Below are 24,636 nucleotides of genomic sequence, written 5' to 3' on the forward strand. Positions count from 1 at the left end.
TTTCGTCGATCAGGCCTGACGGGGTTGACCATTGGAGGCGGAGATGCCGCCGTCTACCGGTAGATTAACACCGGTGATATAGCTGGCGTCGTCACTGGCTAAAAATAGCACCGCGTGTGCGATGTCTTCGGCAGTACCCGGACGCTCTAACGGCGTCCGATCTTTAAACTTTGCTAAAGCCTTGGGATCATCGGTGATCCCTGCTGTCATGTCAGTTTTAGTCATTCCTGGGCAAACGGCGTTAACTCTTACCCCTTGACGCCCGTAGTCCATCGCCAAGGAACGAGTAAAATTGGTAATCGCCCCTTTCGACGCATTATAGAAGCTCATCCCCCAGTCTCCACCTAGCCCTGAAACAGAAGAGATATTAACGATATTTCCTTTACGTTTGATAATACTCGGTACGAATGCGCGTACCATGTAGAACACGCCGTTGAGGTTGGTTCCCATCTGTTTATCCCAGTCCTCAACGCCCAATTCATGAGCCAGACCTTGCACCACGACACCTGCATTGTTGACCAGAATATCGATCTCTCCCCACTGCTGCGCGACGTGGGCAGCTAATGCATTCACCGCATGGGGATCGGAGATATCAGTCGCGGCAATAAGTACTTTTTCAGCGGGCAGCGTCTCGGCCACCTGCTTGAGTTTATCTTCAGTGCGCCCCACTAGTACCACCTTCGCGCCTTCTGCCACGAATGCCTTCGCGGTTGCGGCACCCATTCCTGATCCTGCCCCCGTAACGACAACAACTTTCTGGTTAAACCGTGACATGAATAACTCCTCGACGCGTAAATGTTAAAAAAGTGTGGCACATGATCGTGAAAACGCAACTCACCCTTATTTCACTAATTGTGAAAACCTTTTCACAAAAACTGTCACTTTCGTAAAATTAGATCCTGTCCTAAGCTTTTAGCCAATAGAGTTATTCACAGAACAACGGGAGCTAGCATGGCGTTAACGAACTTATTAGAAAAATTCTCCGTTAAGCGTGAGGATAATCAGGACGCAGCGGGTTATCAGTTTAACCATACCATGGTGCGAGTGAAGGACTTACAAGCTTCAGTCGATTTCTACACTCAGGTACTGGGTTTTGTCCCCGTCGTGGAGCATGTCAATAATGACGCGGCTTTCACCATTGTCTATTTGATCCGCGCGCCGCTCACCTCAATCCCAGATGACGATGAGGCACGCCAAGAGTGGGTACTGCGTCAGACCGGCGTGTTAGAACTCACCTACAACCACGGCACCGAGAAGAAACCTGACTTTCATTACCACAACGGTAATGATGAGCCACAAGGCTATGGCCATATCTGTATTTCTGTCCCCGATGTGCGGGCAGCCTGTGAGCGTTTTGAAGCGTTGAACGTTGACTTTCAAAAGCGGTTGAGTGACGGAAGAATGAAGCATATTGCCTTTATCAAAGATCCTGATGGCTACTGGATCGAGATCTTGCAGCCCACTCCACTGAACGATTGAAGCCTGTTTACTCACGAGATTAGGATAAATTATGTCTACCGATTTTAAAAAGTTACTGCCCGAGACCGCTGCACAATTCATCAATAATACCTGGGTTGCGAGCAAAAATACCGATGATATAAAAAACCCGGCCACCGGCGAGACAATTGCCGAAGTCGCCGCAGGAACTACAGCCGATACGGATAACGCCATCGCGGCAGCGAAAGCGGCACAAATCAAGTGGGCGGCGACCCCGCAGCCACAACGTGCCAACTATCTCTATGCGTTTGCTCAGCAGATCGAAAAGCATAAGAACGCTCTCGCCACATTGTTGACCACCGAGCAGGGTAAACCGCTCGCTGAGTCTGAAGGCGAGGTGGATACCGCTATTTTGATGCTGCGATATTACGCAGGACTTGGTTGGAAACGTACCGGTCATGTGCTGGCGTCTAACTACCCTAATCATCAGGCGATCACTAAAGAAGCCCCGCTTGGCGTCGTCGCCGCGATTATTCCTTGGAATTTCCCACTGGCGATTTTTACGCGTAAAACTGCGCCTGCATTGGTTGCCGGTAATACTATTATTGTTAAGCCGAGCGAAAATACCCCACTCTGTTCGCTAGCACTGGCTACCTTGAGTAAAGCAGCGGGTATTCCTGATGGGGTAATCAACGTAATCTGTGGTGAGGGATCTAAAGTCGGCGATGCGTTGGTTAAACATCCCGATGTGCAGTTGGTCACTATGACCGGCTCAACGCGTGCGGGTAAAATTATCGCTAAGAACGCCGCCGAGAAAGTGATTCCTGTTTCCTTAGAGCTTGGCGGTAAAGCACCGTTTATCGTATTAGCGGATGCGGACATTGAAAAAGCCGCACAAGACGCTATCGATGCACGCATGGCAAACTGTGGCCAGGTCTGTATCTGTAACGAGCGGACGTATGTGCAGCGTGAAGCTTACGAGCCCTTTATGCGCGCATTGAAAAAAGCGGCTGAGGCTATTGTTGTCGGTGACCCACTCGCTAAGAAAACGACGATGGGGCCTAAAGTCTCACCAGCGGAGAAAGAGCACGTTGAAGAATTACTCGCCAAGACACAACAAGAAGGCGGAAAAATCTTCTGGCAGGGAAGCATCCCGAGTGATGAAAAATTCAAGGGCGGTAACTGGGTGGCCCCCACCATAGTGACCGATTTACCGGCCACTGCCACTATCCTTAAAGAAGAAGCCTTTGGACCGATCCTGCCGGTCGTCGTATTTGATACGATCGACGAAGTGGTTGGCCTTGCTAACGATTGTGAATATGGCCTGAGTTCTTATCTCTATACCCGTGATCTGATTGCTGCGATGCAAATCAGCGATGCGTTGGAGTACGGAGAGGTCTATATCAACCGTTATGGTCCTGAAGAGATCAATGGCTTCCACGCGGGATGGAAACTCTCAGGGATCGGTGGCGATGATGGTGAACATGGTTACCAGATCTATGTGAAACAGAAAACGGTGTATCTTAACTACCAATCATAATAGTCAAACCGGTGCTCAGGCACCGGTTATCACCTCCCTGTTCGGTATAAGCAATGAATCCTCTACTCATAATCTGCCTGTTATTGGGTATCGCTGCCCGTCGCTTTTTAACCTTTCCGGAGCAATTAGTCCCCTCTATCAATTGGTGGCTAATTACCATTGCTCTCCCCGCTCTTATTATCACGTTGATTCCTCACACGCCTATCACTCAGCAATCGCTAGTGCCGATCGCCGGAATGTGGTGTGTGTTTTTGGGCGCTCTCGGTCTTGCCTTATTGTTGGGTAAACTCTTTTCATGGTCGAAAGAAGTGGTCGGGGTCGTCGCATTGGTCGCCGGTATCGGTAACACTTCATTTATGGGTTATCCCATCGTACAGAGTTATTACGGTGCTGCAGGATTACAGATCGCCGTTATCGCCGATCAGGTCGGGAGTTTTATTATTCTGTCTACGGTGGGCGTTATGGTGATGGCGCTATGCGCGGGTAAGACCCCCACTGTGAAAATGATTGCCCAACGAGTGATCACCTTCCCACCGTTTATCGCACTCTGTGTCAGTCTTTTGATTAGGCCGTTTCATGGGTTACCGTCTTTTTTAGAGGTTCCGTTGGCCCAAATCGGGGCAACGCTTACTCCTTTAGCCCTTTTCTGTGTGGGATTACAGATAGCCTTGCGTCCGCCGCGTGGAGCCTTGTCTCCGCTGATTAGCGGCATTGTCTGGAAGCTCATAGCAGCACCACTGGTGGTATGGGGAGTGGTGTGGGTAACACATAGTGCACCCCTTACCCAACAGGTCACAGTGATCGAAGCCGCGATGGCACCGATGATTGCCGCCGCGATTATGGCACAACGTGCGGGATTACAACCGGCACTCGCCAATGCGCTGCAAGGCTATGCTATATTACTTTCTTTTCTGACGCTGCCGGTATGGCATTTATTATTGTCTAGGTAATCACGCGAGGGGGTTGGCGATGCAATTAAAGTTACCGCAGTTAAGGATTTTTTGTGCATTGGTTGAGACAGGAAGTGTGGTACAAGCCGCCAAAAAAATGCATTGTGTGCCTTCCAATGTCTCAACACGAATTCGCGAGTTAGAAGAAAGTCTAGCGGTAAACTTGGTCAATCGTGATAAGCAGCGTTTAACCCTCACCCCGGAAGGCCGCGCATTTTATCCCCAAGCTCAAAAACTCCTCCAGCAGAGTGAAGAGTGCCTGAATTTCTTCAAACCTGACTCACTGCACGGTCATTTACGTCTCGGGGCTTTAGATGTGGCTATTAACGACCATTTACAGCGAGTCATGGTTGACTTCATGAAGGTGCACCCAGACGTGACCGTGTCACTTTCCTGCCACTCTTCTCTACCGCTCATGGATCGACTACTGGCGGGAGAAGTCGATATGGTGTTGGTCGACGGCCCCGTAACCCATCCTGTATTAGCGAGTCAGCTCTTCGCCCCCGAAAGCCTAAGTCTGGTCACCCACTGTGCGACGATGGCAGAGTTTGCTGAGCGTGTTGCGCAGCTCAGCTTGTATACTTTCGGTGAGCATTGTTTTTATCACGTCTTGATTGAAGACTGGTTAGCCCATCAGCAGTTACAAGCTCGGCAGCGTTGTGATATCGAGTCTTATCCATTAATCCTCGCCGCTATTCATCAGGGGCTTGGCTTTACCGTGATGCCGCAGAGTTTTATCGACAACCACCCTCAAATCGCCGGATTACACTGTTTTCCGCTTACCGATATCTCAGCGTGCGATATCTACCTTGTATGGCGTCGCTACACGACATCACCGGTGGAGAAAGCGTTCCTTAGCATAAACGCAGGCCACTAGGTTTATATTTTGTTAAATTAGTTGAGAAAATGTAAATGGTGAACCATGCTCTAAGAACCCCCCTCTGCGGTTTAGGAGCAAGATATGCCGTCATATGCTGAACGTCGCCCTTCTCGGGTCGCTCACTTTTTCTTTACATTACTTAACCCAGCTGCTTATGGCGCGTTTGTTAGTGGCATGATCTTCGATGTGATTTATTTCTCTACTCAAGAGATATTCTGGGTTAAGGCCGCGAGCTGGTTAAACTTCTTCGGTCTACTTTTTGCTATCATCCCGCGACTCATCAACCTGTATCAGGTTTGGATCTCTCGTTCGCTTCCCCAATTGTTTGCCGAGCGTCGGAGCTTTTGGCTCAATCTTGTCGCGATAGTATTGGCTATCTTCAACGCATTTATACATAGCCGCGACGCATGGGGCGTAATGCCAGCAGGCCTTATCCTCTCCCTGCTCACTGTTCTTTTCTTAGTCATTGCCGTGATTAACCAAGCGGTGAGTTCGACTCACCAACAGGAGGTTCGCTAATGATTGGACATAAAGTAGGATTTCTCTCTTGCTGTATACTGTTAGCCGGGTGCGATAATAGCGACTCGACCTCGATCTCTGAGCAAATGGGGCCTTCACCAAAACTCGATCAGCCTAGTGCCTTTCTTATTCCGCCGATTAGCGTGCCAGATAAAGCAGCATGGCCGGAGGGACAGCAGCCTCGGGTCGCAGCCGGGTTAAAAATCGAGAGTATCGCGGAAAACTTGGCCCATCCACGGATGGTGTATCGTCTACCGAATAACGATATTCTCGTGGCAGAGTCTAATGCGCCGAGCAGCGAAGCGACGACAACACCTAAACAGCTAATATCGGGATTAGTGAAAAAAAACTCCGGTAAAGGTGACAAAGGCGGTAATCGTATTACCCTATTGCGTAAGGACAGTGCAGGTCACTGGCAGCAGCATGTATTCATTCAAAATCTCAACTCTCCATTCGGCCTCGTTTTAGTCGGCGACCAACTGTATGTTGCCGATGCGGATGCATTGCTCGTCTTCCCTTATCAGTCGGGGGAGACTTCAATAGCTAACCAAGGCAGAGTGTTAGCGGATTTACCCTCCACTATTAACCACCACTGGACGAAATCCCTTACGGTGTCACCTGACGGCAGCAAATTATATGTTGGGGTCGGGTCGAACAGTAATATCACCGAAAATGGCCTCGAGGCCGAGTATCGCCGCGCGAATATCTTGGAAATCGATCGTCAGAGCGGAGCCAGCCGTATTTACGCAAGTGGCTTACGTAATCCAACCGGGGTCGCTTTCGATCCGACCACTCATCAACTCTGGGCAATCGTTAATGAGCGTGACGAAATTGGGGCCAATCTGGTCCCCGACTATCTAACGCAGGTTAAAGAGGGTGGCTTCTATGGCTGGCCGTATAGCTATTTTGGCCAACACGTCGATCGTCGTGTTCAGCCGCCAGCGCCTGATAAGGTGGCCAGCGCGCTGGTTCCCGATTACGCGCTAAGCTCGCATGTTGCGCCATTGGGCATGCAATTTGCCCAGGGTAGCCGACTGCCGGGCTTTGCACCGCAAGGAGTGTTTATCAGTGAACATGGCAGCTGGAACCGCAAACCGCTTAATGGTTATCGGGTTAGCTATGTACAATTTTCACAAGGTAAACCGGTCGGCCAGCCTAAAACCGTGGTAGAGGGCTTTGTCTCCAATGACCAGAAGCAGCTGTACGGCGCGCCGGTGGGATTGACACTGGATAATCAAGGGGCGCTAATCATCGCCGATGACGTTGGAAATCATGTCTGGCGGGTCAGTGCCGCACAATGATTTACGCTTGCAATTATAGGGGGAGCATCGCATCATGCTCCCCCTTTTTGAATTAGTGGAAATTCGTTGTGTCGCAATTAGATAATGCTTTTCTGGCCTCTATTCTTGACGAAGTTCGGCCTCTATTGGGACAGGGTAAAGTCGCAAGCTACATTCCCGCGTTAGCTAATGTTGCTGCAGATCAACTTGGCGTTGCCGTTTGTACGCATGATGGGCAGCTATTTACTGCAGGTGACTGCGCAACGCGATTTTCCATCCAATCTATCTCAAAAGTTCTCTCCCTGACGATTGCCATGACCCGCTACCCTGAGCAAGAGCTATGGCGGCGTGTCGGGAAAGATCCTTCCGGCCAACCGTTCAACTCTTTATTACAGTTAGAAATGGAGCAAGGGATCCCTCGTAACCCGTTTATCAACGCGGGTGCGCTAGTCGTCTGCGATATGTTACAGAGCCGTCTCTCGGCGCCACGCCAGCAAATGCTCAACCTCGTCCGCCGATTAAGTGGCGTCGACGATATTCACTATGACCGACAAGTGGCCAGTTCGGAACTGGCGCACTCCGCTCGTAACGCGGCCATCGCATGGCTAATGAAATCGTTTGATAATTTTGATAACGACGTGAATACAGTACTGGAGAACTATTTTCATTATTGTGCGCTATCGATGAGTTGCGAAGAGCTGGCACGCTGCTTCCGTTATCTGGTTTCCCCAGAGTTATGTAAGGTTTTGTTTAGCCATGAACTTAATCACCGTCAGATCAGTCATATCAATGCCCTCATGATGACTAGCGGAATGTATAACGCGGCGGGAGAGTTTGCATGGCGCGTTGGATTACCGGCAAAATCAGGAGTGGGTGGAGGGATTGTTGCAATCGTCCCGGGGAAGATGAGCATCGCCGTATGGTCGCCAGAATTAGATCAGTTCGGAAACTCTCTCGCCGGTACCGCAGTGTTAGAACATATCTCTGACCGATTGGCTTTTTCTGTTTTTTAGTTGGAATTTTTGTGGTTAAGCACGCGAACGCCTGATACAAGGCCTCGTATCTTCTTAATACCTGCACCTAAGTGGAATAAGTATGAAAACAATTATCGATGGCGTTTTAAACTTCCAAAAAGAGATTTTTCCTGAGCGTGAGGCACTTTTTCGCAGCTTAGCATCGAGTCAAAAACCTAAGGCACTGTTTATTTCTTGTTCGGATAGCCGCTTAGTCCCAGAGCTCGTCACTCAGCAAGAACCCGGACAGTTATTCGTGATCCGTAATGCCGGGAACATTGTTCCTTCTTTCGGACCGGAGCCAGGCGGTGTATCTGCAACGATCGAATATGCGGTCATGGCCTTGGGCGTTACCGATATTATTATCTGTGGGCATTCTAACTGTGGCGCTATGTCGGCCATTGCCAGCTGTGCCTGCTTAGATACGATGCCTGCTGTTGAACATTGGCTACGCTATGCCGACGCCGCTAAAGCCGTTGTCGAGAAACAAGAGTACTCAACGCCGGAAGATAAACTTCACGCGATGGTCCGTGAAAACGTGATTGCACAGCTTAACAATATCAAAACACACCCTTCCGTCGCAGTAGGGCTTCGTAATAAGAAAATCACGCTGCATGGCTGGGTTTACGATATTGAAAGTGGTCAGATCCACGCATTAGACCAGCATGGCGAGAATTTTGTTAGCCTAGCGGATAATCCTGATACCTATTTCGAATAACCCCTAGCCCCAAGAGTGGCATACTCTCTTGGGGCCAACGAGTTATTCCTCGTCCTCGTCCTCGTCTTCCCAACCGAAGCGCTCAATTAAAAATTGCGTTGCCGCCTCTACACCCGCTGCAGAAATCGTATGTACCAGCTCGGGTTCTGTCATCACCTGGCAGGCTATGCCGTACTCATTGAGCGTTGACTGTGCGGCAAGCGTCTCTTGCACCGGCACCACGTCGTCTGCCTCACCATGGATAAGTAATACTTCGGCGGTGGTCGAACGTGCCAGTGTCGGTGTGTCGATTAAGCGGCCCGAAAACCCGACGACGCCGATAACGTTGTAGTCGCTACGCAGAAGAAGATCTAATGCAATCATGGTGCCCTGTGAGAAGCCAACAAGGACAATTTGGTCATGCTGCGCATCGATCTTATTCTGCTTAAGAATATCATCCAGAATATTATCGATCGCATCGCGCGCTGCCGCCAACCGTTGTACACGATTCTGCGGGGTAATATCGGCAAGGCTAAACCATTGAAAGCCTAAACCCGCCTCACAAAGCTCTGGCGCGTTCGGCGAGGCATACTGCAGTCCAGGTAATGTCCCCGCCCAGAATTCACCTAATCCTTTTAAATCATCGCCGTCGCTACCGTAACCGTGTAGTAAAATTACCAACTGTTTCATTAAAAACCCTTTATCAAGATTGCGAGATCACCGCGCGTGCCGCTTGTCGACTCTCTTCTGCGCTAAGCAATCGCAGGTTTCCGTGTTGCATTTCATAAACACGATCTGCGACATCAAAATAGTCATCATCGTGACTAATAATAATGAGCGTTTTTCCTAACTTTTGAAGCCAAGGCAATAATTCACGATAGAAGTACCGCCTAAACTGCGGGTCCTGCTCGGCTGCCCACTCATCAAGAAATAGGATATCGCGTTTTTCAGCCATAGCAAGGAGTAACGCGATACGTTTACTCTGGCCAGCCGAGAGCGCTAAGGTACTGAGTTGATGATTGTTAAGGGTAATTTTCTTCTCTAACTGCAGGCGGCATAGCCATTCGGCGGCGAGCTGAGTATCCTCTTCGTCGGGTTCGAGAAATAACGTATCGAACAGATAAGGCTTAGTAAACACAACCGAGAAAAACGAACGAAGTTGTGTCGTGGGGATCGGCTGCTGATCACAATAAGCTTGGCCCTGCTGCGTGGGATACAATCCGGTTAGCATCAAACTTAACGTCGATTTTCCTGAGCCGTTGGCACCGATAATAAATACCGTTTCCCCCCGACTCACCGTCATTGATATCGGCCCGACTTGAAACGCGCTTTGCGGGTACTGCCAGGCTATATTTTCCCAACGCAGTTGCTGCCAACTTTCTGGTGGAGCGAACTGTTCGGCCGAAGGTTGCGCCACTTGTGGTAGCACTTCATTAATTTTTTTAAACGCCAGCTCGCCCGCTAACAGCGTGGGGTAAGCGCCTATTGCCTGTAGTAATGGCGTGCGTAGGAATAAAATGGTCAAGGAGAAGGAGGTGGCGACTGACATCGAGACCCAATTTTGAGTCCCGGAAATAAGGAATATCACGGCGATAAGGCCGAGCATCATGATATTCGACCAGTTAATCGCAGAGAGATGATAGCTGTCTGCTTTGATAATATTACGCTTATAGCCTTGTGCCGCCGCTTGGTAGGTGTGCTTATAAAAGTGCTGCGCGCGTACGGGATTAAGGGCAAGCTCTTTGCGCCCCTGCATCACTACCTGAAAAGAGGATTGCAGATCGCTCTCGAAGCCACGAACTTGAGCGATGTGTTGGTAAACCTTACTCACCATCTGGTAACCGAGGGTAAAGGTGACTAACAACCATAAAACCGTGATCAGTAAAACGGGTAATGAGAGATAGCCCAAGTAGCCGATCGCCACGATCGCCAAGACAACACCTTGGATCAGTTCGGGTAACCGCACAAAAGCTAATGTGATGTTGCGGATGTCTGGTCCCAATAATGCCAATAGCTCACCCTCACCTTTTGCCTCCAAGCTGGCGATCGGCGTATGCATCATCTGCCAAATCATCGCTGAGCGTTTATGCCAGATGAACTGATGCCCCAGTGTCGTCAAGCTCCACTGTGCGCCAAGTGTGGTGGCTAATAAGAGGATCAGCAACCCCAGCATCTTAGCGAGCCCAAGGGCTAGCGACTGCTCGGTTAATAGCCCATGATTTATCCATGAAATAATTGCAATGCCCAGCGCTGCGCTCACTAAATTTAGGAGAACGATCGCGATGAATGCGAGAAAATGTTGCCGAAGAATCGTTGTCAGTAGTTGCATGGTTGAGATCTATCTGTGGGCGCGAGTAGACTTAGCGAAATAGCTTGAGCTAAGCGTAATTTACGTGAAGGAGTTCCTAGGGCTGGCATAACGTTCCGAATGAGTCGATGATTAGACGAAGAGCTGGCGTAGTGCCGACAATACTAATGCAAATATCTCTCATTTGCATTAGTATTAATCGATTAATGGTCAAGCAAGAGATAACATGTTAATCGCTATTTCCCCAGCTTTGGTCGCACGCTTTACCTACTCGCGGATCCCTCTTCGCGAGGATAAAGACTTGCACGCGTTACAGCCTGAGAAACCACGACGGCGCTTTCCAGTTACGTGCTTTTTATCCGCTTGACCGTTGCACCATATCGAAAAATTAATGGATGTATTGTGACTACCTCTAAACATTATTCCCCGCAGCCTTGCTTTCATGTTCACCAAGCAGGTATGCAGGTTGCAGGCCGCACTATTTTGCAGCCAATCACTCATACCTTTACACCGGGTCGCGTCACCGGATTGATTGGCCATAACGGTTCGGGCAAGTCAACGCTGATCAAGTTACTGAGTCGGCAGAACCCCCATTACAGTGGGCAGATAACCTGGCAGGATCGACCTATCGAGCAATGGCCCGCGCGTGAGTTTGCACGCCAAGTCGCCTACCTTCCCCAACAACTACCGCCTAGTGAAGGGATGACTGTCAAAGACCTAGTGACACTAGGTCGCTATGCGTGGCATGGCGCGCTGAAGCGGGTGAGTCAACAGGATCATGACAAGGTCGATGCCGCAATAAAGAGTGTCGACCTTAGTTGGGCGAGTGACCATTATGTTGAACAACTTTCAGGGGGAGAGCGTCAGCGTGCCTGGCTTGCCATGTGTGTTGTACAAGCGAGTCATTGTCTTCTGCTGGATGAACCCACGTCTGCACTGGATATAGCCCATCAAAAAGACGTGCTGCAGGTCATTCATGATCTATCGCGAAGCCATCATCTCACTGTGATCATGGTGCTGCACGATATTAATATGGCTGCACGCTACTGCGATGAATTCTTAGCGTTACGTCAGGGTGCGACGATTTTTAAAGGCGATGCGCAGGCACTGATGACCCCCGAGCAACTATCGACCATCTATCACGTTCCGATGGGCGTCGCTCGTCCCGATCCGACTTTGCCGCCGATAAGCTATGTCAAATAATTATAATCCTCTATCGCGACGCCACTTTCTGCGCTACGGCTTAGGCTTAGGTGCGGCGTGTAGCCTTTCCTCGCCAGCGCTAGCCGTTACAGACTCTGCGCCTCGTATCGCTGCGTTAGACTGGACCGCGGTAGAACTCATCGACGCATTAGGATTAGCGCCTGTAGCAGTCTGTGACATCGCGAACTATCGCCAGTGGGTTGTGACACCGTCACTTCCTGCAGAGACTATCGAGCTTGGATTACGTAACGAGCCTAACCTTGAAGTGTTAGCGACACTACGCCCGGATATGATGATTGTCCCGCAATACTCAACCTTGCCGGACGCTCAGCTTGCGCAATTCGCAGAGGTGTTACGTTATCCTTTTACGCTCCCCGGACAGACGATCCTGACCGTTGCCCATAATAATTTACAGGCTCTCGCTCAGCACTTACACCGCGAATCCTATGCCCAGCAAGCCATAGCTCGCTGGGAGTTGGACATGGCCGAGTCTCGTCAACGGCTTAGCCACTGGCACGGTAAGCGTCTCTTGCTGTATAGCTTTTTAAGTCCGCGCCAAGTGCTCGTCATGTCTCCGAGCAGCCTATTCGGCGAAGTGCTCTCTATGCTCAATTTAGAGTGTGCTTGGCAAGGCAGCGCCAATGCATGGGGAAGTTCGGTAATCGGTGTGGAGCAGCTCTTCCCGGTGCAAACCGATATTGCCATTGAATTTCAGCATGGTGAGCGAGGGGCGACCCGCTCAGGCCTGTGGGAAAAGATGCCGTTTATGCAGCAGGGCAATCATTATCAAGCCTCAGGTGCATGGATGTACGGCGGATTGCAGGCTGCACGACGTTTTACTTATCAACTGGTTCATCTGTCAGGGCTTAAGCATGACTAAATTCAAGGCACGCGGCGTCTTCAGCGGTCTATTAGCCATCACTGTATTTCTTATGGTGAGTAATAGTTATCATTTGGTACACAGTAATGCTGCACACCCCGGGATGGCGATGCTGCTAATGACGCAAAGCTACTTACCCCGCGCGTGTGTCGCACTCTTAGCAGGCGCAGCCTTAGGCCTCTGCGGATATTTAGCACAACTCGTGCTGAAAAATCCACTCGCCGAGCCTTCTACGCTGGGGATCGCTTCTGGCGCCCAATTAGGCACTACGCTCGCGCTATTCTTAGGTGTTTCGACTTGGATGAGTCAGGGTTTTGCTCTCGCCGGTGGGATGGTCACAACGGGTATCATTTATCTGTTGAGTCGACGATGCGGCATGGCCCCTCTAACCTTGTTATTGACGGGAATGGTGCTAGGCCTATTTTGCTCGGCAATAGAGAATGGCGTTGTTTTATTCAACCATGAACAGATGCAGTCCCTGTTTATCTGGAATAGCGGTAATCTCGCACAGAACGATTGGTCGGTAGTATTCTCTTTACTCCCCGTGTTATTCCTCATCGTGGTACTCGTCTTCCTCGCTGCCCGGGCGTTAGCCTTACTCCAGCTTTCCGATGACGTGGTCGATAGCATGGGGGGAAATAGTAGGCTCTACCGCTTGATGGCTTTGGGACTAATGGCAATATTAGCCGCCTGGACGGTTAGCCAAGTCGGCTTGATCAGCTTTATCGGTCTATTTGCCCCACAGATCACCCGGCTCTACCCACGGCTTTCCCTCCGCCAGAAATGCCTTCTCACGATGGCGCTAGGCAGCAGTCTATTAGTGTTATGCGATCAGTTGGCGTTATACGCCGAGTCATTGCAATGGCAAATTAGTGCAGGCAATATCACGGCGATTGTGGGGATCCCGGTAATGTTGGGGATCATCATTAAGGCGCGTTTTCCTCATCCGCCTCAGCTGTCACAGACCACTTATGCCCATCGTCGCCTCTCCCATTTCGCGAAAGCGGCTGTGCTGATTGTGGGTATTCTTTTAGTATTTGTCGCGTTTACCTTAACGCACACCCAACACGGCTGGGGCTTTAGTCTGGATGACCCCTATCGATTACGTTGGCCAAGAATGGTTCTTGCTTTGGGCTGCGGGGGATTATTAGCGAGTGCCGGGGTGATTTTGCAGCGCTTGACCAGCAACCCCCTAGCGAGCCCCGAAGTGTTAGGGATTAATAGCGGAGCGGCCTGCGCGGTCGTGCTACTACTCGTATGGCTACCCTCTGCAAGTAGTCTACTACTCTTTCCCGCGGCAATGCTTGGCGCGTTAATAAGCTTAGGGATTATTCTATTCTTTGCGGTCACCGCGAGTGATCAAACGAGTAAAATCCTGCTAGTCGGTACGGCGTTAGGCACTTTTTCACTGGCTCTAATCACCCTATTTTTAGCCTCTGGTGCGCCGAACAGCAGCGTTATAATTAGCTGGCTCTCCGGCTCTACATGGGGGACGACACCCGATAAAGCCTTAAGCGCCATCGTGGGTTTAGCATTGAGTCTCCCCGTGAGCTTACTCTTCACCCGCTGGCTAACCCTACTCCCGTTGGGGCGCGCCATCGCTTCTTCACGAGGGATATCGCTACGCTTTAGTACGACTTTACTGATCCTATGGTGTGCAATACTCAGTGCGGGGGCAACCTTACTCCTCGGTCCGATGAGCTTCGTCGGGATGCTCGCGCCGCAAGCCGCCCGTTACTTGGGCGTTTATCGCTATGGTAGCAGCTTATGGGTGAGCACGACGTGCGGCGCACTACTGATGCTCGCAGCAGATTTTATTGGTAGAGTGATCATGTGGCCATTTCAACTCCCAGCAGGGATTGTTGCCGTGATCTTGGGTGCACCAGGTCTGCTCGTATTACTCTATAAACGTCGCTAAAGATTAAGGGGCTATCATTAGCCCCTTAAGGTCAGAAGGTTACCGATGTCTTCAGACCCATTACCCACGCATCGGGCGTTTCACTGATGGCACCTGGATTGTGCCAGTACTGCACACTCGGCTGTAGCTGAAACCAGGGGGTAACTTGTAGGCGGTAGAATAGCTCCGCATTAATCGCTGAGCTGCCGATAGGCCAATACCCGGTCTCGCCATAGAGGTCGGTAATCGTCTGTTTCTGCTGCTGATCTTTATTTGCCCAATGTCCGACCTTAACGTAGCTCACCCCTACTCCCACCGCATCGTTGGGTCTCGCGTCGAACGGTCCCCGATAGCGTGCCGAGACGGAGCTCACAAGAGGCAGGCGTAATGTACGCTTATCGCCTAGCCCGACGCTTGCTGAAAGACTCATCCCCCTAAGGGGATCATTACGGTGCTGTGTTATCTGCTGGTTAGCAGCGGCCCAGAGATAATAGGCATTATGCGTTTTGGCATACCCTTGCGGATCACTCGCGCCCCAATATTGACTTACGCCCCGTGCAAGATGGGTTTGTTCTGCATTCGTCCAACTCAAGCCCAGTGTGTAGATGCCAGGCAATTGATTAACTCGGGTCTTCCACTCGGCTTCAACAGGTAAGATAATGCCTTTACTGTGTTGTGTGGAGACGCTCCACGCATGACCACGGCTCGCCGCCTGTGGGTTTTGCTCCATCAACGCGATTTTAATCGCTAATTCAGGCGTCGCCTTCCATTCAAGACTGGTCCCCCATGTGTGGACGTTCCAGTTATTCCACGTCATCGAATAGGCAGATTTCCCGCCACACAGAGAGAGAATTTGAAAATCACACGGAATGGCTTGATCGAAGACCTGTACTTTATTCATCAGTCCGACACGCCAGAAAAGTTGTCCTTCATTGAAACTACGGCCTAAGGTCAACCAGCCCAGACGCGTGATCGACTGGCCGCCCCAGCTCTCCTGAGCGAGATCGGTCATCGGTACGGACTTGTCCTGCAGACGTTGTGTCGCCAGGTTTTCGTTATGGTTGCGATTGACGATATTACCTTCCAACACTGCGCCGGAAATTCCGGTGAGCGTTTCGAGATCCTGCACAAAAGTAAACGCAAACTGATCGATATAGGCAACCTTGCGCCTTGTGTCCGCCCCGCCATGGAAATTACTGGCGGTCTGTGAGAGATAACCCAAATTAAAATTCAACCCCTCTTGCGCTAATCGGGGTCTTAGGCCGAGCATATCGCCTAATAAGCCTTCTTCTGTAGGGGGATCGAAACCGAGCACGGTGGGCGTGAAGGGCTCGGCATAAAGGGAGGTTGAGGCAGTCATAGTGGCGACGAGTAACCAGCCGCGAAAGGGTTTAGCATCCATGCAATGTCTCCAAGTCCTTCATGGACTCTCTGATATTCAATTCGGGTTTTTCCAACCCCGTAAGTAGTTAACGACTTTTCTTGTATAGAAATAGCCTATTGATAGCAATCTTTACTTATCACTGTTTCTCAGTGTTTTGACAAAGATCATCTTTAGATAATGAAAAGTTTTCCAACCTCCTATACCCTAGCCTAAATCAGATAGTTACTTCGCTTGCTAACGAAATGGCTCCCCTATGAATGCGTGGCAGAAAAACTTAGTTTCATTATGGATCGGTTGCTTTATCACCGGACTAGGCACTAGTCAGCTATTACCCTTCCTTCCGCTCTATATTTCACAACTAGGCTATTTTTCCACCGCACAGCTCACCCTCTGGTCCGGGGCGGTATTTAGTATTACCTTTTTGGTTTCTGCGATCGTCTCGCCTTTGTGGGGAAAATTAGCCGATAGAAGTGGGCGTAAGCTTATGCTGCTACGAGCTACAGTGGGAATGGCCATCGCGATTGTGTGTCAAGGGCTAGCACAATCGGTCTGGCAGCTGTTTTTATTTCGCGGAGTCATGGGATTAGCTTCCGGTTATATTCCTAATGCCATGGCGCTCATCGCAAGCCAAGCGCCGAAAGGCCGTAGTGGCTTTGCCCTCAGCATGCTATCAACCGCGCAAATTAGCGGTTTTTTATGTGGGCCGCTGTTGGGCGGGTATTTGGCAGATCATATTGGGCTACGCCCAGTCTTTTTTGTCACGACGGGGTTACTGGTGATCAGTACTTTCGTTACGCTCTTTCTCGTCAAGGAATCGGCGAGAGACACCCTTCCTAAGCGTATTGATAAAGGCTCACAGGGGTTCTGGTCAGCGCTCCCCGCAAAACATCTTATTCTCTGCCTGCTGTTTTCAACCTTGGTGGTTCAGCTTTGCAATGGTTCGGTTAATCCAATCCTCTACCTCTACGTTGAACATTTATCTCCGAGTCGTGACGACCTCGCTTTTTTAAGTGGCTTCGTTGCGGCATTACCCGGATTTTCTGCGCTGATCACCGCACCTATATGGGGAAGAGTCAGCGACAAATATGGAGCGCAATGGGTTATTATCACTGCCTCGTTGCTGTTTGCCATTATTTTACTGGCGACATCGTGGGTGGCTACGGTGTGGCAGTTCTCGTTGACTCGCTTATTGATTGGCCTCGCCGATGGCGCGATGTTCCCAGCGATTCAGTCTCTAATCATTGCGTGTTCGTCAACGGCAGTTTCTGGCCGCCTATTCGGCTATAACCAATCGTTTATGAATCTAGGAAATGTGGTGGGCCCTTTACTGGGTGCCATTACCTCGTCATTTCTGGGTATGCAGTGGGTATTTAGCCTCTCTGCACTGATCATGTTAGCGAACGTTGGCGTATTTTATCGAGTATTGTCTAGGACGCCGCTAGTCAGAGAGCAAGATTGATGGGGAGATAAGAAGTCATACATTAATAGGTATCGGTTTCAGTTCAACATAATTATGAATTTTATGTTAGTGAAGGGCTGGGGGTATTGCGCCTATACTGTTGATTAAAAAGAATTTATACCAAAATATGGTCAAGGCATGTTGAAAAAATAATTAATTATTATTAACAATTATCATTAAGTTGTTTAAAATTGTTCACACTTTTTGATAGCTTTTACCAGGGTTAGTTATGCCACAGATTAAAAAAACGTTCTTTAGCCTCTCACTGATCACCGCCTCCCTCTTCGCGCACGCCGCGCAAGCACGTACCGAAAATACCGATGTGTTACTCATTGGTGGTGGGATCATGAGCGCCTCGTTGGGCACTTGGTTGCATGAACTGCAACCAGAATGGAAGCAAACGATGGTGGAACGTTTGGACGGTGTTGCGCAAGAGTCCTCTAATGGCTGGAATAATGCAGGCACCGGGCACTCCGCTAACATGGAGCTTAACTACACCCCACAACGCGAAGATGGCTCGATCGATATTTCGAAAGCGATCGAGATTAACGAAGCCTTTATGATTTCCCGTCAGTTCTGGGCATCACAGGTACAACTCGGCGCGTTGCAGCAGCCGCGTAGCTTTATCAACTCTACACCACACATGAGCTTTGTGTGGGGAGACAAGAATGTCGATTACCTCACTCGACGCTATGCCGCCTTACAGAAAAGCCCACTGTTCCAAGGTATGCAGTTCTCCACTGATCAACAACAGATTAAGAAATGGGCACCATTAATCATCGAAGGCCGCGATCCGGCTCAAAAGGTTGCGGCGACTTGGACGCCACTGGGTACAGATGTTAACTACGGTGAAATCACTCGCCAGCTCGTCAGCAATTTAAAGAAAGCGCCGGGATTCAACCTAGAGCTTTCGACGCAAGTCACCGAGTTTACCCGCCAGGATGATAATTCGTGGGTTGTCACGGTTGAAAATCGTGCGACCGGCGAAAAACATAGTATCCATGCGAAATATGTCTTTATCGGTGCCGGTGGTGCCTCGTTAAAGCTGCTCCAGCAGACGGGTATCCCGGAAGCAGAGAACTATGGTGGCTTCCCGGTAGGAGGTTCCTTCTTAGTGACCGAGAACCCAGCGATTACCGCACAACACACTGCTAAGGTGTACGGCCAAGCCTCTGTGGGTGCGCCACCGATGTCAGTACCGCATCTCGATACCCGCTATCTGGATGGTAAGAAAGTCGTACTATTCGGGCCCTTCGCAACCTTCTCAACCAAGTATCTGAAGAACGGTTCGCTCCTCGATCTATTTAGTGCCACCACTACGCACAACGTGATCCCGATGGCACATGTCGGTGTGGATAACTTCGATCTCGTTAAATATTTAGTCGGGCAAGTGTTGCTCACCGACGAAGATCGATTCAATGCACTAAAAGAGTACTTCCCTGAAGCGAAACAAGCGGATTGGAAACTCTGGCAGGCAGGCCAACGCGTACAGATCGTGAAGAAAGATGCGGATAAAGGCGGCGTATTGAAGCTTGGAACCGAGATTGTGACTGACCAACAGAAGACGATTGCCGCATTGTTAGGGGCCTCACCGGGTGCCTCGACGGCGGCGCCAATCATGCTGAACGTGATCGAGAAGCTATTCCCGCAGCAGGTGAAAACACCGCAATGGCAAGCGCGTATCAAGCAAGTGGTGCCGAGTTATGGTCAGAAGCTCAATAGCGATCCGGCTCTCGCCCAGCAAGTCTGGGATCAGACCGCGCAAGTGTTAGAACTTACTCCGCCTCCTCGTATCCAGGCCAATGCTCCAGCAGCTACCCCGGCGCCAGCCTCAACGAACAGTAACCCTGCTCGCGATATGGCGCTGTAAAAATACCGCCCTTCAGCCACTGGCTGAAGGGCGGGTTTACTCGGTCGGCGTGGCCAACTGTTGGCGGCGACGTAAACCGGGAAATAGTTTCATCCACACCGCGACCACCACTAGCGTCCCCACTCCCCCGACTACTGCAGCAGGCACCGTACCGACCAGGCTTGCCAGCACACCCGTTTCAAACTCACCAAACTGATTCGACGTATTGATAAAGATAGAATTTACGGCGTTCACACGTCCGCGCATCCCATCTGGCGTATCTAACTGTACCATCGCCCCTCGAATCACCATGCTGACCATATCAAAGCCCCCTAACGCGACCAGCGCAAGAAGCGATAATATGATGTTGTGAGACAAGGCGAACACTAATGTCGCCACGCCAAAGCCAGCAACACAGCCGAACATGATTAAGCCAGTATGTCGTGTGAACACGCGGCGACTGATCCAAATTCCTGTGAGTAGCGCTCCGACCGAAGGTGCTGCACGCAGCGCACCGAGTCCCCAGGGGCCGGTATGAAGAATATCGTTTGCGAAAATCGGTAACAATGCTGTAACGCCGCCCAATAATACCGCAAAGAGATCCAACGAAATCACGCCGAGAACATCCTTTCGCTCAAAGATGAAATGTAGGCCGGCGAATAGATTTTTCATTGTCATGGGTAGACGCGCTAAGGCAACCGGAACATAGCGCACTGTAGCTATCATGATCAGCGCGACCAAATAACAGAACGCGGCCACGCCGTAGGCGGCTTGCGGGGAATATACATACAGCAGTCCTCCGACCATCGGGCCGGCGATGACCATCGCTTCACGGAAAACTTGATTGGTCGCCATCGCCTTAGAGAGTAGCTGGGCAGGAAGCAACGCTGGAAGCAGTGACGTGTTCGCAGGGCTTTCGACGGCTTTAGCAATCGAGAATAGTGCGACCAAGCCTAGCAGCGCGCTTGTGGATAGCCAAGACAAAAACGGCAATGCGATAAGTCCGACTACCGCGAGCAATTCGATACTTTGGCCCGTAACGATTAAAGTCTTCCGATTATATTGGTCAGCGAGATGCCCAGCGGGCAAGGCTAAGATCACCGAAGGTAAGAATTGCATTAATCCAATCATGCCGAGCATGAAGGCACTATGCGTCATGGCATATAACTGCCAGCTTACTGCCAAGGAGACGATTTGAAAACTCAATGAGGAACAAGTCTGGGCGATGAGATAATGCCTAAAGCCTTGATGGCGGAACGGTGACTGTTGAGGATCTGCGGAATTCAAGGCTTGGCTCCACGCTAAGCATGCTGATTATAAGGCTTCAAAGCATAACACACTCTTAACATTAAGGAGCAGAGCCAACGTTGACTCGCCGCGGATAAATATTTGCGCTCTTCTTTCCGCAAAGCGATATTGTCGTCTACGCTTAATAAGGAGCATTGTATTATAAAAATCATGAGGACAGTGATGAGCGATCAAAAGAGAAACATAACAACCACCGATGCGGGTATTCCTGTTGCCAGTAACGAACATTCTTTAACCGTCGGCCCTGACGGCCCCATCGTACTTCACGACCATTATTTAATCGAGCAAATGGCTAATTTTAACCGGGAGCGTATTCCCGAGCGCCAGCCTCATGCTAAAGGTAGCGGCGCTTTCGGGCATTTTGAGGTGACCGAGGACGTTAGTCGCTACACTAAAGCCGCCCTATTTCAGCCAGGGGTGAAAACGGACGTACTGATGCGTTTCTCAACGGTCGCCGGCGAGCGAGGCAGCCCCGACACCTGGCGCGATCCGCGTGGTTTCTCGATCAAGTTTTATACGACCGAAGGTAACTACGATATGGTCGGTAACAATACACCGGTCTTCTTCGTTCGTGATCCGATGAAATTTCAACATTTTATCCGTTCCCAAAAGCGCCGTGCTGACAACAATCTGCGTGATAACGATATGCAGTGGGATTTTTGGACGTTATCGCCAGAATCTGCCCACCAGGTCACCTGGCTGATGAGCGATCGCGGTATCCCGAAGAGCTGGCGTCATATGAATGGCTATTCTAGCCACACCTATATGTGGGTGAATGCCGAGGGTGAGAAATTCTGGGTAAAATACCACTTTAAAACCGACCAAGGTGTGGAGTGCTTAACCCAAGATGAAGCCGATAAGCTAGCAGGTGCGGATGGTGACTTCCATGTTCGTGACCTCTACACCGCCATCTCTGAAGGGAAAAATCCGAGCTGGACCCTTTATATGCAGATTATGCCTTTCGATGAGGCTGATAATTACCGTTTCAATCCGTTCGATCTCACTAAAGTCTGGCCACACAAAGACTATCCATTGATTAAAGTCGGCAAATTGACATTAAATCAAAACCCTACTGATAATCATGCTCAGATCGAGCAAGCAGCATTCGAGCCAAATAACCTGGTTCCAGGTATTGGCTTGAGCCCAGACAAAATGTTAATGGGTCGTATCTTTGCCTATGCCGATGCGCACCGTGCTCGTCTGGGTGTTAACTATAAGCAGATCCCAGTTAACAGCCCTCGTTGCCCAGTCAACAGCTATAGCAAAGACGGTGCCATGCGTATGCAACCCGTTAGCGATCCGGTTTATGCGCCAAATAGTAAAGGAGGATCTGTCGCCGATGGCGAACGTTATCCTACCGATACGACATGGGAATCGCAGGGACAGCTGTTGCGCGCCCCTTATACGCTACATGCCGAGGACGACGATTACGGCCAAGCTAACGCTCTGGTTAACCAAGTGTTAGATGATGCGGGACGCGATCGTTTGGTAAATAATGTCGCGGGGCATTTATTAAACGGTGTAAAAGAACCTGTGCTGTCGCGTGCGTTCGATTACTGGCGTGCTATCGACCAGACGATTGGTGACCGAATTGCCGAACAAGTGAAGCGTTCGCAGTCGTAGTTTGTCGCTTAAATGCCTCGCACTGCGGGGCATTTTTCTATTCATTAAATTTTCGGCAAAATATTATCTCTATTTCTCGAAGAGATCACATTATCCTCGCTCCATTCTTTCTGTAAGCGCTCTCCCATAAGGCTTCTTCGTTTTAGCCACAATCGTATTTATCTCTCACCCCTTTTTTTGGTCTAAAAACAGGCGATTAGTTTGGATAAAATTCTTTTAGAATATCTTCTTTCTTATTTTTAAAAACGTTAAGATCGTCATTATCATCCCTTCCCTTCTTATAAATGCCTTTCTCCTTATTGAATTCATTATCTCCAACCATAAATAAAGCCATCAGATAATCAACATCATTAACGCCATTGAATTTTTTTAATGATATAACTTTCCTGTAGCAGGACTCTTCGTAATCACCAACCCTATCCTTCAACATACATTCATGTAATAGCAAAGACGTATTTTTAATTCTTTTATTAAACGATTCAAGTACAGAAATTGCTTTTTTATACTCACCTACTGAAGATAAAATACCCGTATAAGACCTAACGACATTGATATTGCCTGGGTTATTATAAGAAAGATAAGATAACTTACTTAATATTGTTTTTTTTACATCGTCGTGAGTTGAATAGATGTATTCACTTAGCAAAGAAGAAGCTTCTCTTGTTGCCTTTTCATATTGACTCCCAACAGCACAATCACTAACCATTAGCAATAAAAACAATGAAATAACACTTATATTTTCTTTAAGAGTCATAGTAATGCCTATCAAATTGGGTTAATACTATTTTTCTTTTCATCGATGACGGAAATGGAACAGCACTACCCACATACCCTCCATCATAAATATAGCCATCTTCAATCTCTATTACAGGTAATAAAAGACCTTTCTTGGAAATTTTAAATTTAACCGAACCGATAAGAGAATCATTAATACCTATAGCGAAATATTCACCTCTATGCCTATCAAGTTTATATATCTTATTGTTTAACCGATCTCTAACGTTACACCAAAATAGAACACTGCCACTCCCGGCTGCCTTTGCAGCGGCTGTTTTACCTGTGGCTGATACGTATACCCACTTCCGATTTGGTCTATTATCGTCAGTGACATTAAGGTTAATTGAGAAACTAGCGTGAGGGCCAACACCTTCGATCCTTAAATCCGCGATCTGTGAATAATAAAAACTTTTCGTTGTCATAAACTTCACTCCCTGTAGAGTTTATTTTTTGTAACTTAACAAAATCATTTAACTAATAAAATTCTTTACATCTACAAGCTTATCCTGCGCCCGAGCCAGTAAGTTTGTCCAAGATCAAAACCGAGCTAGGACGATATCGTGTGGCCATCAGAGGAAAAAACCTAGGTTTATTAAGCCAAGTGCTGTACAGGCTTTATGGCACTTGCTCTCTTTTATCCTTTGCATTTCAGCGCTTGGTTAATTGACTAAGTTTCTAGAGACTGTTTCAACCATTACGAATGCCTGTCGCCCATTCCGCCACCCCGCACATCGTTAGCGCTTCGCTCATGGCGGATGAAGATGACACTCCTTTTTAATGCGGTGATGCGGGATAGCTACTGTATTACGGCTAGGTGTTCATCAGTATTTGCTCTAAGGCTTGCTTGGCGCGCTTTGCGACGATCCGAGCATCTTGCTTAGCCGCGTCATCATTAAAGACCTCCAATCCGACAGGGCCTTGGTAGCCGATGGCATCTAGGTAAACGACAAGCTCTTTGAGCGGAAAACAGCCCTCTCCCGGTAATAAGCGTTGGTGGCGTGCTATTGTTTTTATGTCTTCATGCACTGGCTGGCTGTCATAATCGGAGAGTTGAACGAGGAAAATTTTCTCAGCAGGGATCCCGTCTAAATCGCGTAAGGTGCGGTTTAATACGTATAGATGGAAGGCATCGACCACCAGACCCAGATTAGGCTCATTAACCTGCTGAATAATTTGCCAAGCCTTATCACATTGGTCGACTTCCGTACTCCATGCCATGCCTTCATAGGCGACCCGTAGGCCTGCTTTATTGGCTTGTTGGCATAGTCCCTTAAGGTCAGACACAATAGCCCTGCTGTCGCACTCTGCCGTGTTCGCCGCGACCAGAAGCATGGGACTGCCGATCTCCGTCGCGAGGGTAATCATCCTTAATGCTTCTTGTTGCTTTTCGTGACGTGTATCGCCAACTGCCCCATCAAAGTTCAGTAATACTTGGTAATCGGTGCGCGCGAGATTTAAGGTATCGAGCTGCGCACGTGTCTGCATAAGCGCATGTTCAACATCTTGTTGCCATAACTCAACGCCGGAAAATCCTGCCTCGGCGATAGCAGTAAGCTTTGCGGTAAAGTCGCCACCGATTAAGACAGTATTGATAAATCGAGAATTAGTGCTTAGAAATGCCATGAGACCCTC

At 49.4% G+C, this 24,636-nt stretch carries 22 protein-coding genes; 14 read left to right on the forward strand and 8 right to left on the reverse strand.

Annotated elements, in window-relative coordinates; translation table 11 throughout:
* Positions 1-9 precede the first annotated feature (9 nt).
* The gene (budC, locus tag HGT70_RS06205) at positions 10-774 is read right to left on the reverse strand and encodes a meso-2,3-butanediol dehydrogenase (protein ID WP_214195304.1); all 765 of its coding nucleotides are present in this window, start codon (positions 772-774) and stop codon (positions 10-12) included.
* A 177-nt stretch (positions 775-951) separates the two neighbouring features.
* On the opposite strand from budC, the gene gloA reads away from it, so the two are divergent.
* The 8 genes from gloA (at position 952) to HGT70_RS06245 (ending at position 8,337) form a co-directional block, all read left to right on the forward strand.
* Positions 952-1,479: a lactoylglutathione lyase gene (gene gloA / locus HGT70_RS06210; RefSeq protein ID WP_214195305.1), complete on the forward strand. Its 528-nt coding sequence runs from the start codon at positions 952-954 to the stop codon at positions 1,477-1,479.
* Positions 1,480-1,510: 31 nt separating this feature from the next.
* Entirely contained in the window at positions 1,511-2,977 is a 1,467-nt protein-coding gene (locus tag HGT70_RS06215; RefSeq protein WP_214195306.1) for an aldehyde dehydrogenase family protein, read from the forward strand.
* Between the two features lie 53 nt (positions 2,978-3,030).
* Positions 3,031-3,927, forward strand: coding sequence for an AEC family transporter (locus tag HGT70_RS06220; protein ID WP_214195307.1), 897 nt, complete (start codon positions 3,031-3,033; stop codon positions 3,925-3,927).
* Between the two features lie 19 nt (positions 3,928-3,946).
* Positions 3,947-4,804 carry a LysR family transcriptional regulator gene (locus tag HGT70_RS06225; protein ID WP_214195308.1) on the forward strand — a complete coding sequence of 286 codons (858 nt, stop codon included), beginning with the start codon at positions 3,947-3,949 and terminating at the stop codon, positions 4,802-4,804.
* 84 nt (positions 4,805-4,888) lie between these two features.
* Positions 4,889-5,326, forward strand: a complete 438-nt coding sequence (locus HGT70_RS06230) for a DUF2231 domain-containing protein (protein ID WP_214195309.1) — start codon at positions 4,889-4,891, stop codon at positions 5,324-5,326.
* A complete protein-coding gene (locus HGT70_RS06235) occupies positions 5,326-6,627 on the forward strand; it encodes a PQQ-dependent sugar dehydrogenase (protein ID WP_241569097.1) in 1,302 nt (433 codons plus the stop codon). The genes HGT70_RS06230 and HGT70_RS06235 overlap by 1 nt, the downstream gene beginning before the upstream one ends.
* 68 nt (positions 6,628-6,695) lie before the next feature.
* Complete coding sequence (gene glsB, locus HGT70_RS06240; RefSeq protein ID WP_071430134.1) at positions 6,696-7,619, forward strand: glutaminase B; 924 nt, start codon at positions 6,696-6,698, stop codon at positions 7,617-7,619.
* Between the two features lie 82 nt (positions 7,620-7,701).
* Positions 7,702-8,337, forward strand: a complete 636-nt coding sequence (locus HGT70_RS06245) for a carbonic anhydrase (RefSeq protein WP_071430136.1) — start codon at positions 7,702-7,704, stop codon at positions 8,335-8,337.
* Between the two features lie 42 nt (positions 8,338-8,379).
* Here the strand turns inward: HGT70_RS06245 and HGT70_RS06250 are convergent, their stop codons facing one another.
* Together HGT70_RS06250 and HGT70_RS06255 are read right to left on the reverse strand one after the other, a co-directional pair.
* The gene (locus tag HGT70_RS06250) at positions 8,380-9,006 is read right to left on the reverse strand and encodes an alpha/beta hydrolase (RefSeq protein ID WP_214195310.1); all 627 of its coding nucleotides are present in this window, start codon (positions 9,004-9,006) and stop codon (positions 8,380-8,382) included.
* 13 nt (positions 9,007-9,019) lie between these two features.
* Positions 9,020-10,645, reverse strand: coding sequence for a multidrug ABC transporter permease/ATP-binding protein (locus HGT70_RS06255; RefSeq protein ID WP_214195311.1), 1,626 nt, complete (start codon positions 10,643-10,645; stop codon positions 9,020-9,022).
* A 438-nt stretch (positions 10,646-11,083) separates the two neighbouring features.
* Between HGT70_RS06255 and HGT70_RS06260 the strand changes: the two genes are divergently transcribed.
* The 3 genes from HGT70_RS06260 to fhuB are packed head-to-tail and all read left to right on the forward strand — an operon-like array spanning position 11,084 to position 14,625.
* A complete protein-coding gene (locus HGT70_RS06260) occupies positions 11,084-11,827 on the forward strand; it encodes an ATP-binding cassette domain-containing protein (protein WP_071434977.1) in 744 nt (247 codons plus the stop codon).
* Positions 11,817-12,707: an ABC transporter substrate-binding protein gene (locus HGT70_RS06265; RefSeq protein WP_214195312.1), complete on the forward strand. Its 891-nt coding sequence runs from the start codon at positions 11,817-11,819 to the stop codon at positions 12,705-12,707. The genes HGT70_RS06260 and HGT70_RS06265 overlap by 11 nt, the downstream gene beginning before the upstream one ends.
* Positions 12,700-14,625, forward strand: a complete 1,926-nt coding sequence (gene fhuB / locus HGT70_RS06270; RefSeq protein ID WP_214195313.1) for a Fe(3+)-hydroxamate ABC transporter permease FhuB — start codon at positions 12,700-12,702, stop codon at positions 14,623-14,625. Before HGT70_RS06265 ends, fhuB begins: the two co-directional genes overlap by 8 nt.
* A gap of 31 nt (positions 14,626-14,656) precedes the next feature.
* On the opposite strand, the gene HGT70_RS06275 is transcribed toward fhuB, so the two are convergent.
* Complete coding sequence (locus HGT70_RS06275; RefSeq protein ID WP_241569093.1) at positions 14,657-16,006, reverse strand: carbohydrate porin; 1,350 nt, start codon at positions 16,004-16,006, stop codon at positions 14,657-14,659.
* A gap of 235 nt (positions 16,007-16,241) precedes the next feature.
* Between HGT70_RS06275 and HGT70_RS06280 the strand changes: the two genes are divergently transcribed.
* Together HGT70_RS06280 and mqo are read left to right on the forward strand one after the other, a co-directional pair.
* Positions 16,242-17,447: an MFS transporter gene (locus HGT70_RS06280; protein ID WP_214195314.1), complete on the forward strand. Its 1,206-nt coding sequence runs from the start codon at positions 16,242-16,244 to the stop codon at positions 17,445-17,447.
* Between the two features lie 229 nt (positions 17,448-17,676).
* The gene (gene mqo, locus HGT70_RS06285; protein ID WP_214195315.1) at positions 17,677-19,317 is read left to right on the forward strand and encodes a malate dehydrogenase (quinone); all 1,641 of its coding nucleotides are present in this window, start codon (positions 17,677-17,679) and stop codon (positions 19,315-19,317) included.
* A 36-nt stretch (positions 19,318-19,353) separates the two neighbouring features.
* Here the strand turns inward: mqo and HGT70_RS06290 are convergent, their stop codons facing one another.
* Positions 19,354-20,583: an MFS transporter gene (locus HGT70_RS06290; RefSeq protein ID WP_071430149.1), complete on the reverse strand. Its 1,230-nt coding sequence runs from the start codon at positions 20,581-20,583 to the stop codon at positions 19,354-19,356.
* 183 nt (positions 20,584-20,766) lie between these two features.
* On the opposite strand from HGT70_RS06290, the gene HGT70_RS06295 reads away from it, so the two are divergent.
* Positions 20,767-22,227 carry a catalase gene (locus tag HGT70_RS06295; RefSeq protein WP_071430151.1) on the forward strand — a complete coding sequence of 487 codons (1,461 nt, stop codon included), beginning with the start codon at positions 20,767-20,769 and terminating at the stop codon, positions 22,225-22,227.
* Positions 22,228-22,423: 196 nt separating this feature from the next.
* Here the strand turns inward: HGT70_RS06295 and HGT70_RS06300 are convergent, their stop codons facing one another.
* From HGT70_RS06300 to HGT70_RS06310, 3 genes are all read right to left on the reverse strand, one after another.
* Positions 22,424-22,981: a hypothetical protein gene (locus HGT70_RS06300; RefSeq protein WP_214195316.1), complete on the reverse strand. Its 558-nt coding sequence runs from the start codon at positions 22,979-22,981 to the stop codon at positions 22,424-22,426.
* Positions 22,971-23,426 (reverse strand): hypothetical protein, encoded by a 456-nt coding sequence (locus HGT70_RS06305; protein WP_214195317.1) that lies wholly within the window; start codon positions 23,424-23,426, stop codon positions 22,971-22,973. Before HGT70_RS06305 ends, HGT70_RS06300 begins: the two co-directional genes overlap by 11 nt.
* A gap of 388 nt (positions 23,427-23,814) precedes the next feature.
* Positions 23,815-24,627 (reverse strand): sugar phosphate isomerase/epimerase family protein, encoded by an 813-nt coding sequence (locus tag HGT70_RS06310; RefSeq protein ID WP_214195318.1) that lies wholly within the window; start codon positions 24,625-24,627, stop codon positions 23,815-23,817.
* Between the last annotated feature and the right edge of the window lie 9 nt (positions 24,628-24,636).

It is taken from the genome of Rosenbergiella collisarenosi (genome assembly GCF_018494085.1).
Classification (GTDB): domain Bacteria; phylum Pseudomonadota; class Gammaproteobacteria; order Enterobacterales; family Enterobacteriaceae; genus Rosenbergiella; species Rosenbergiella collisarenosi.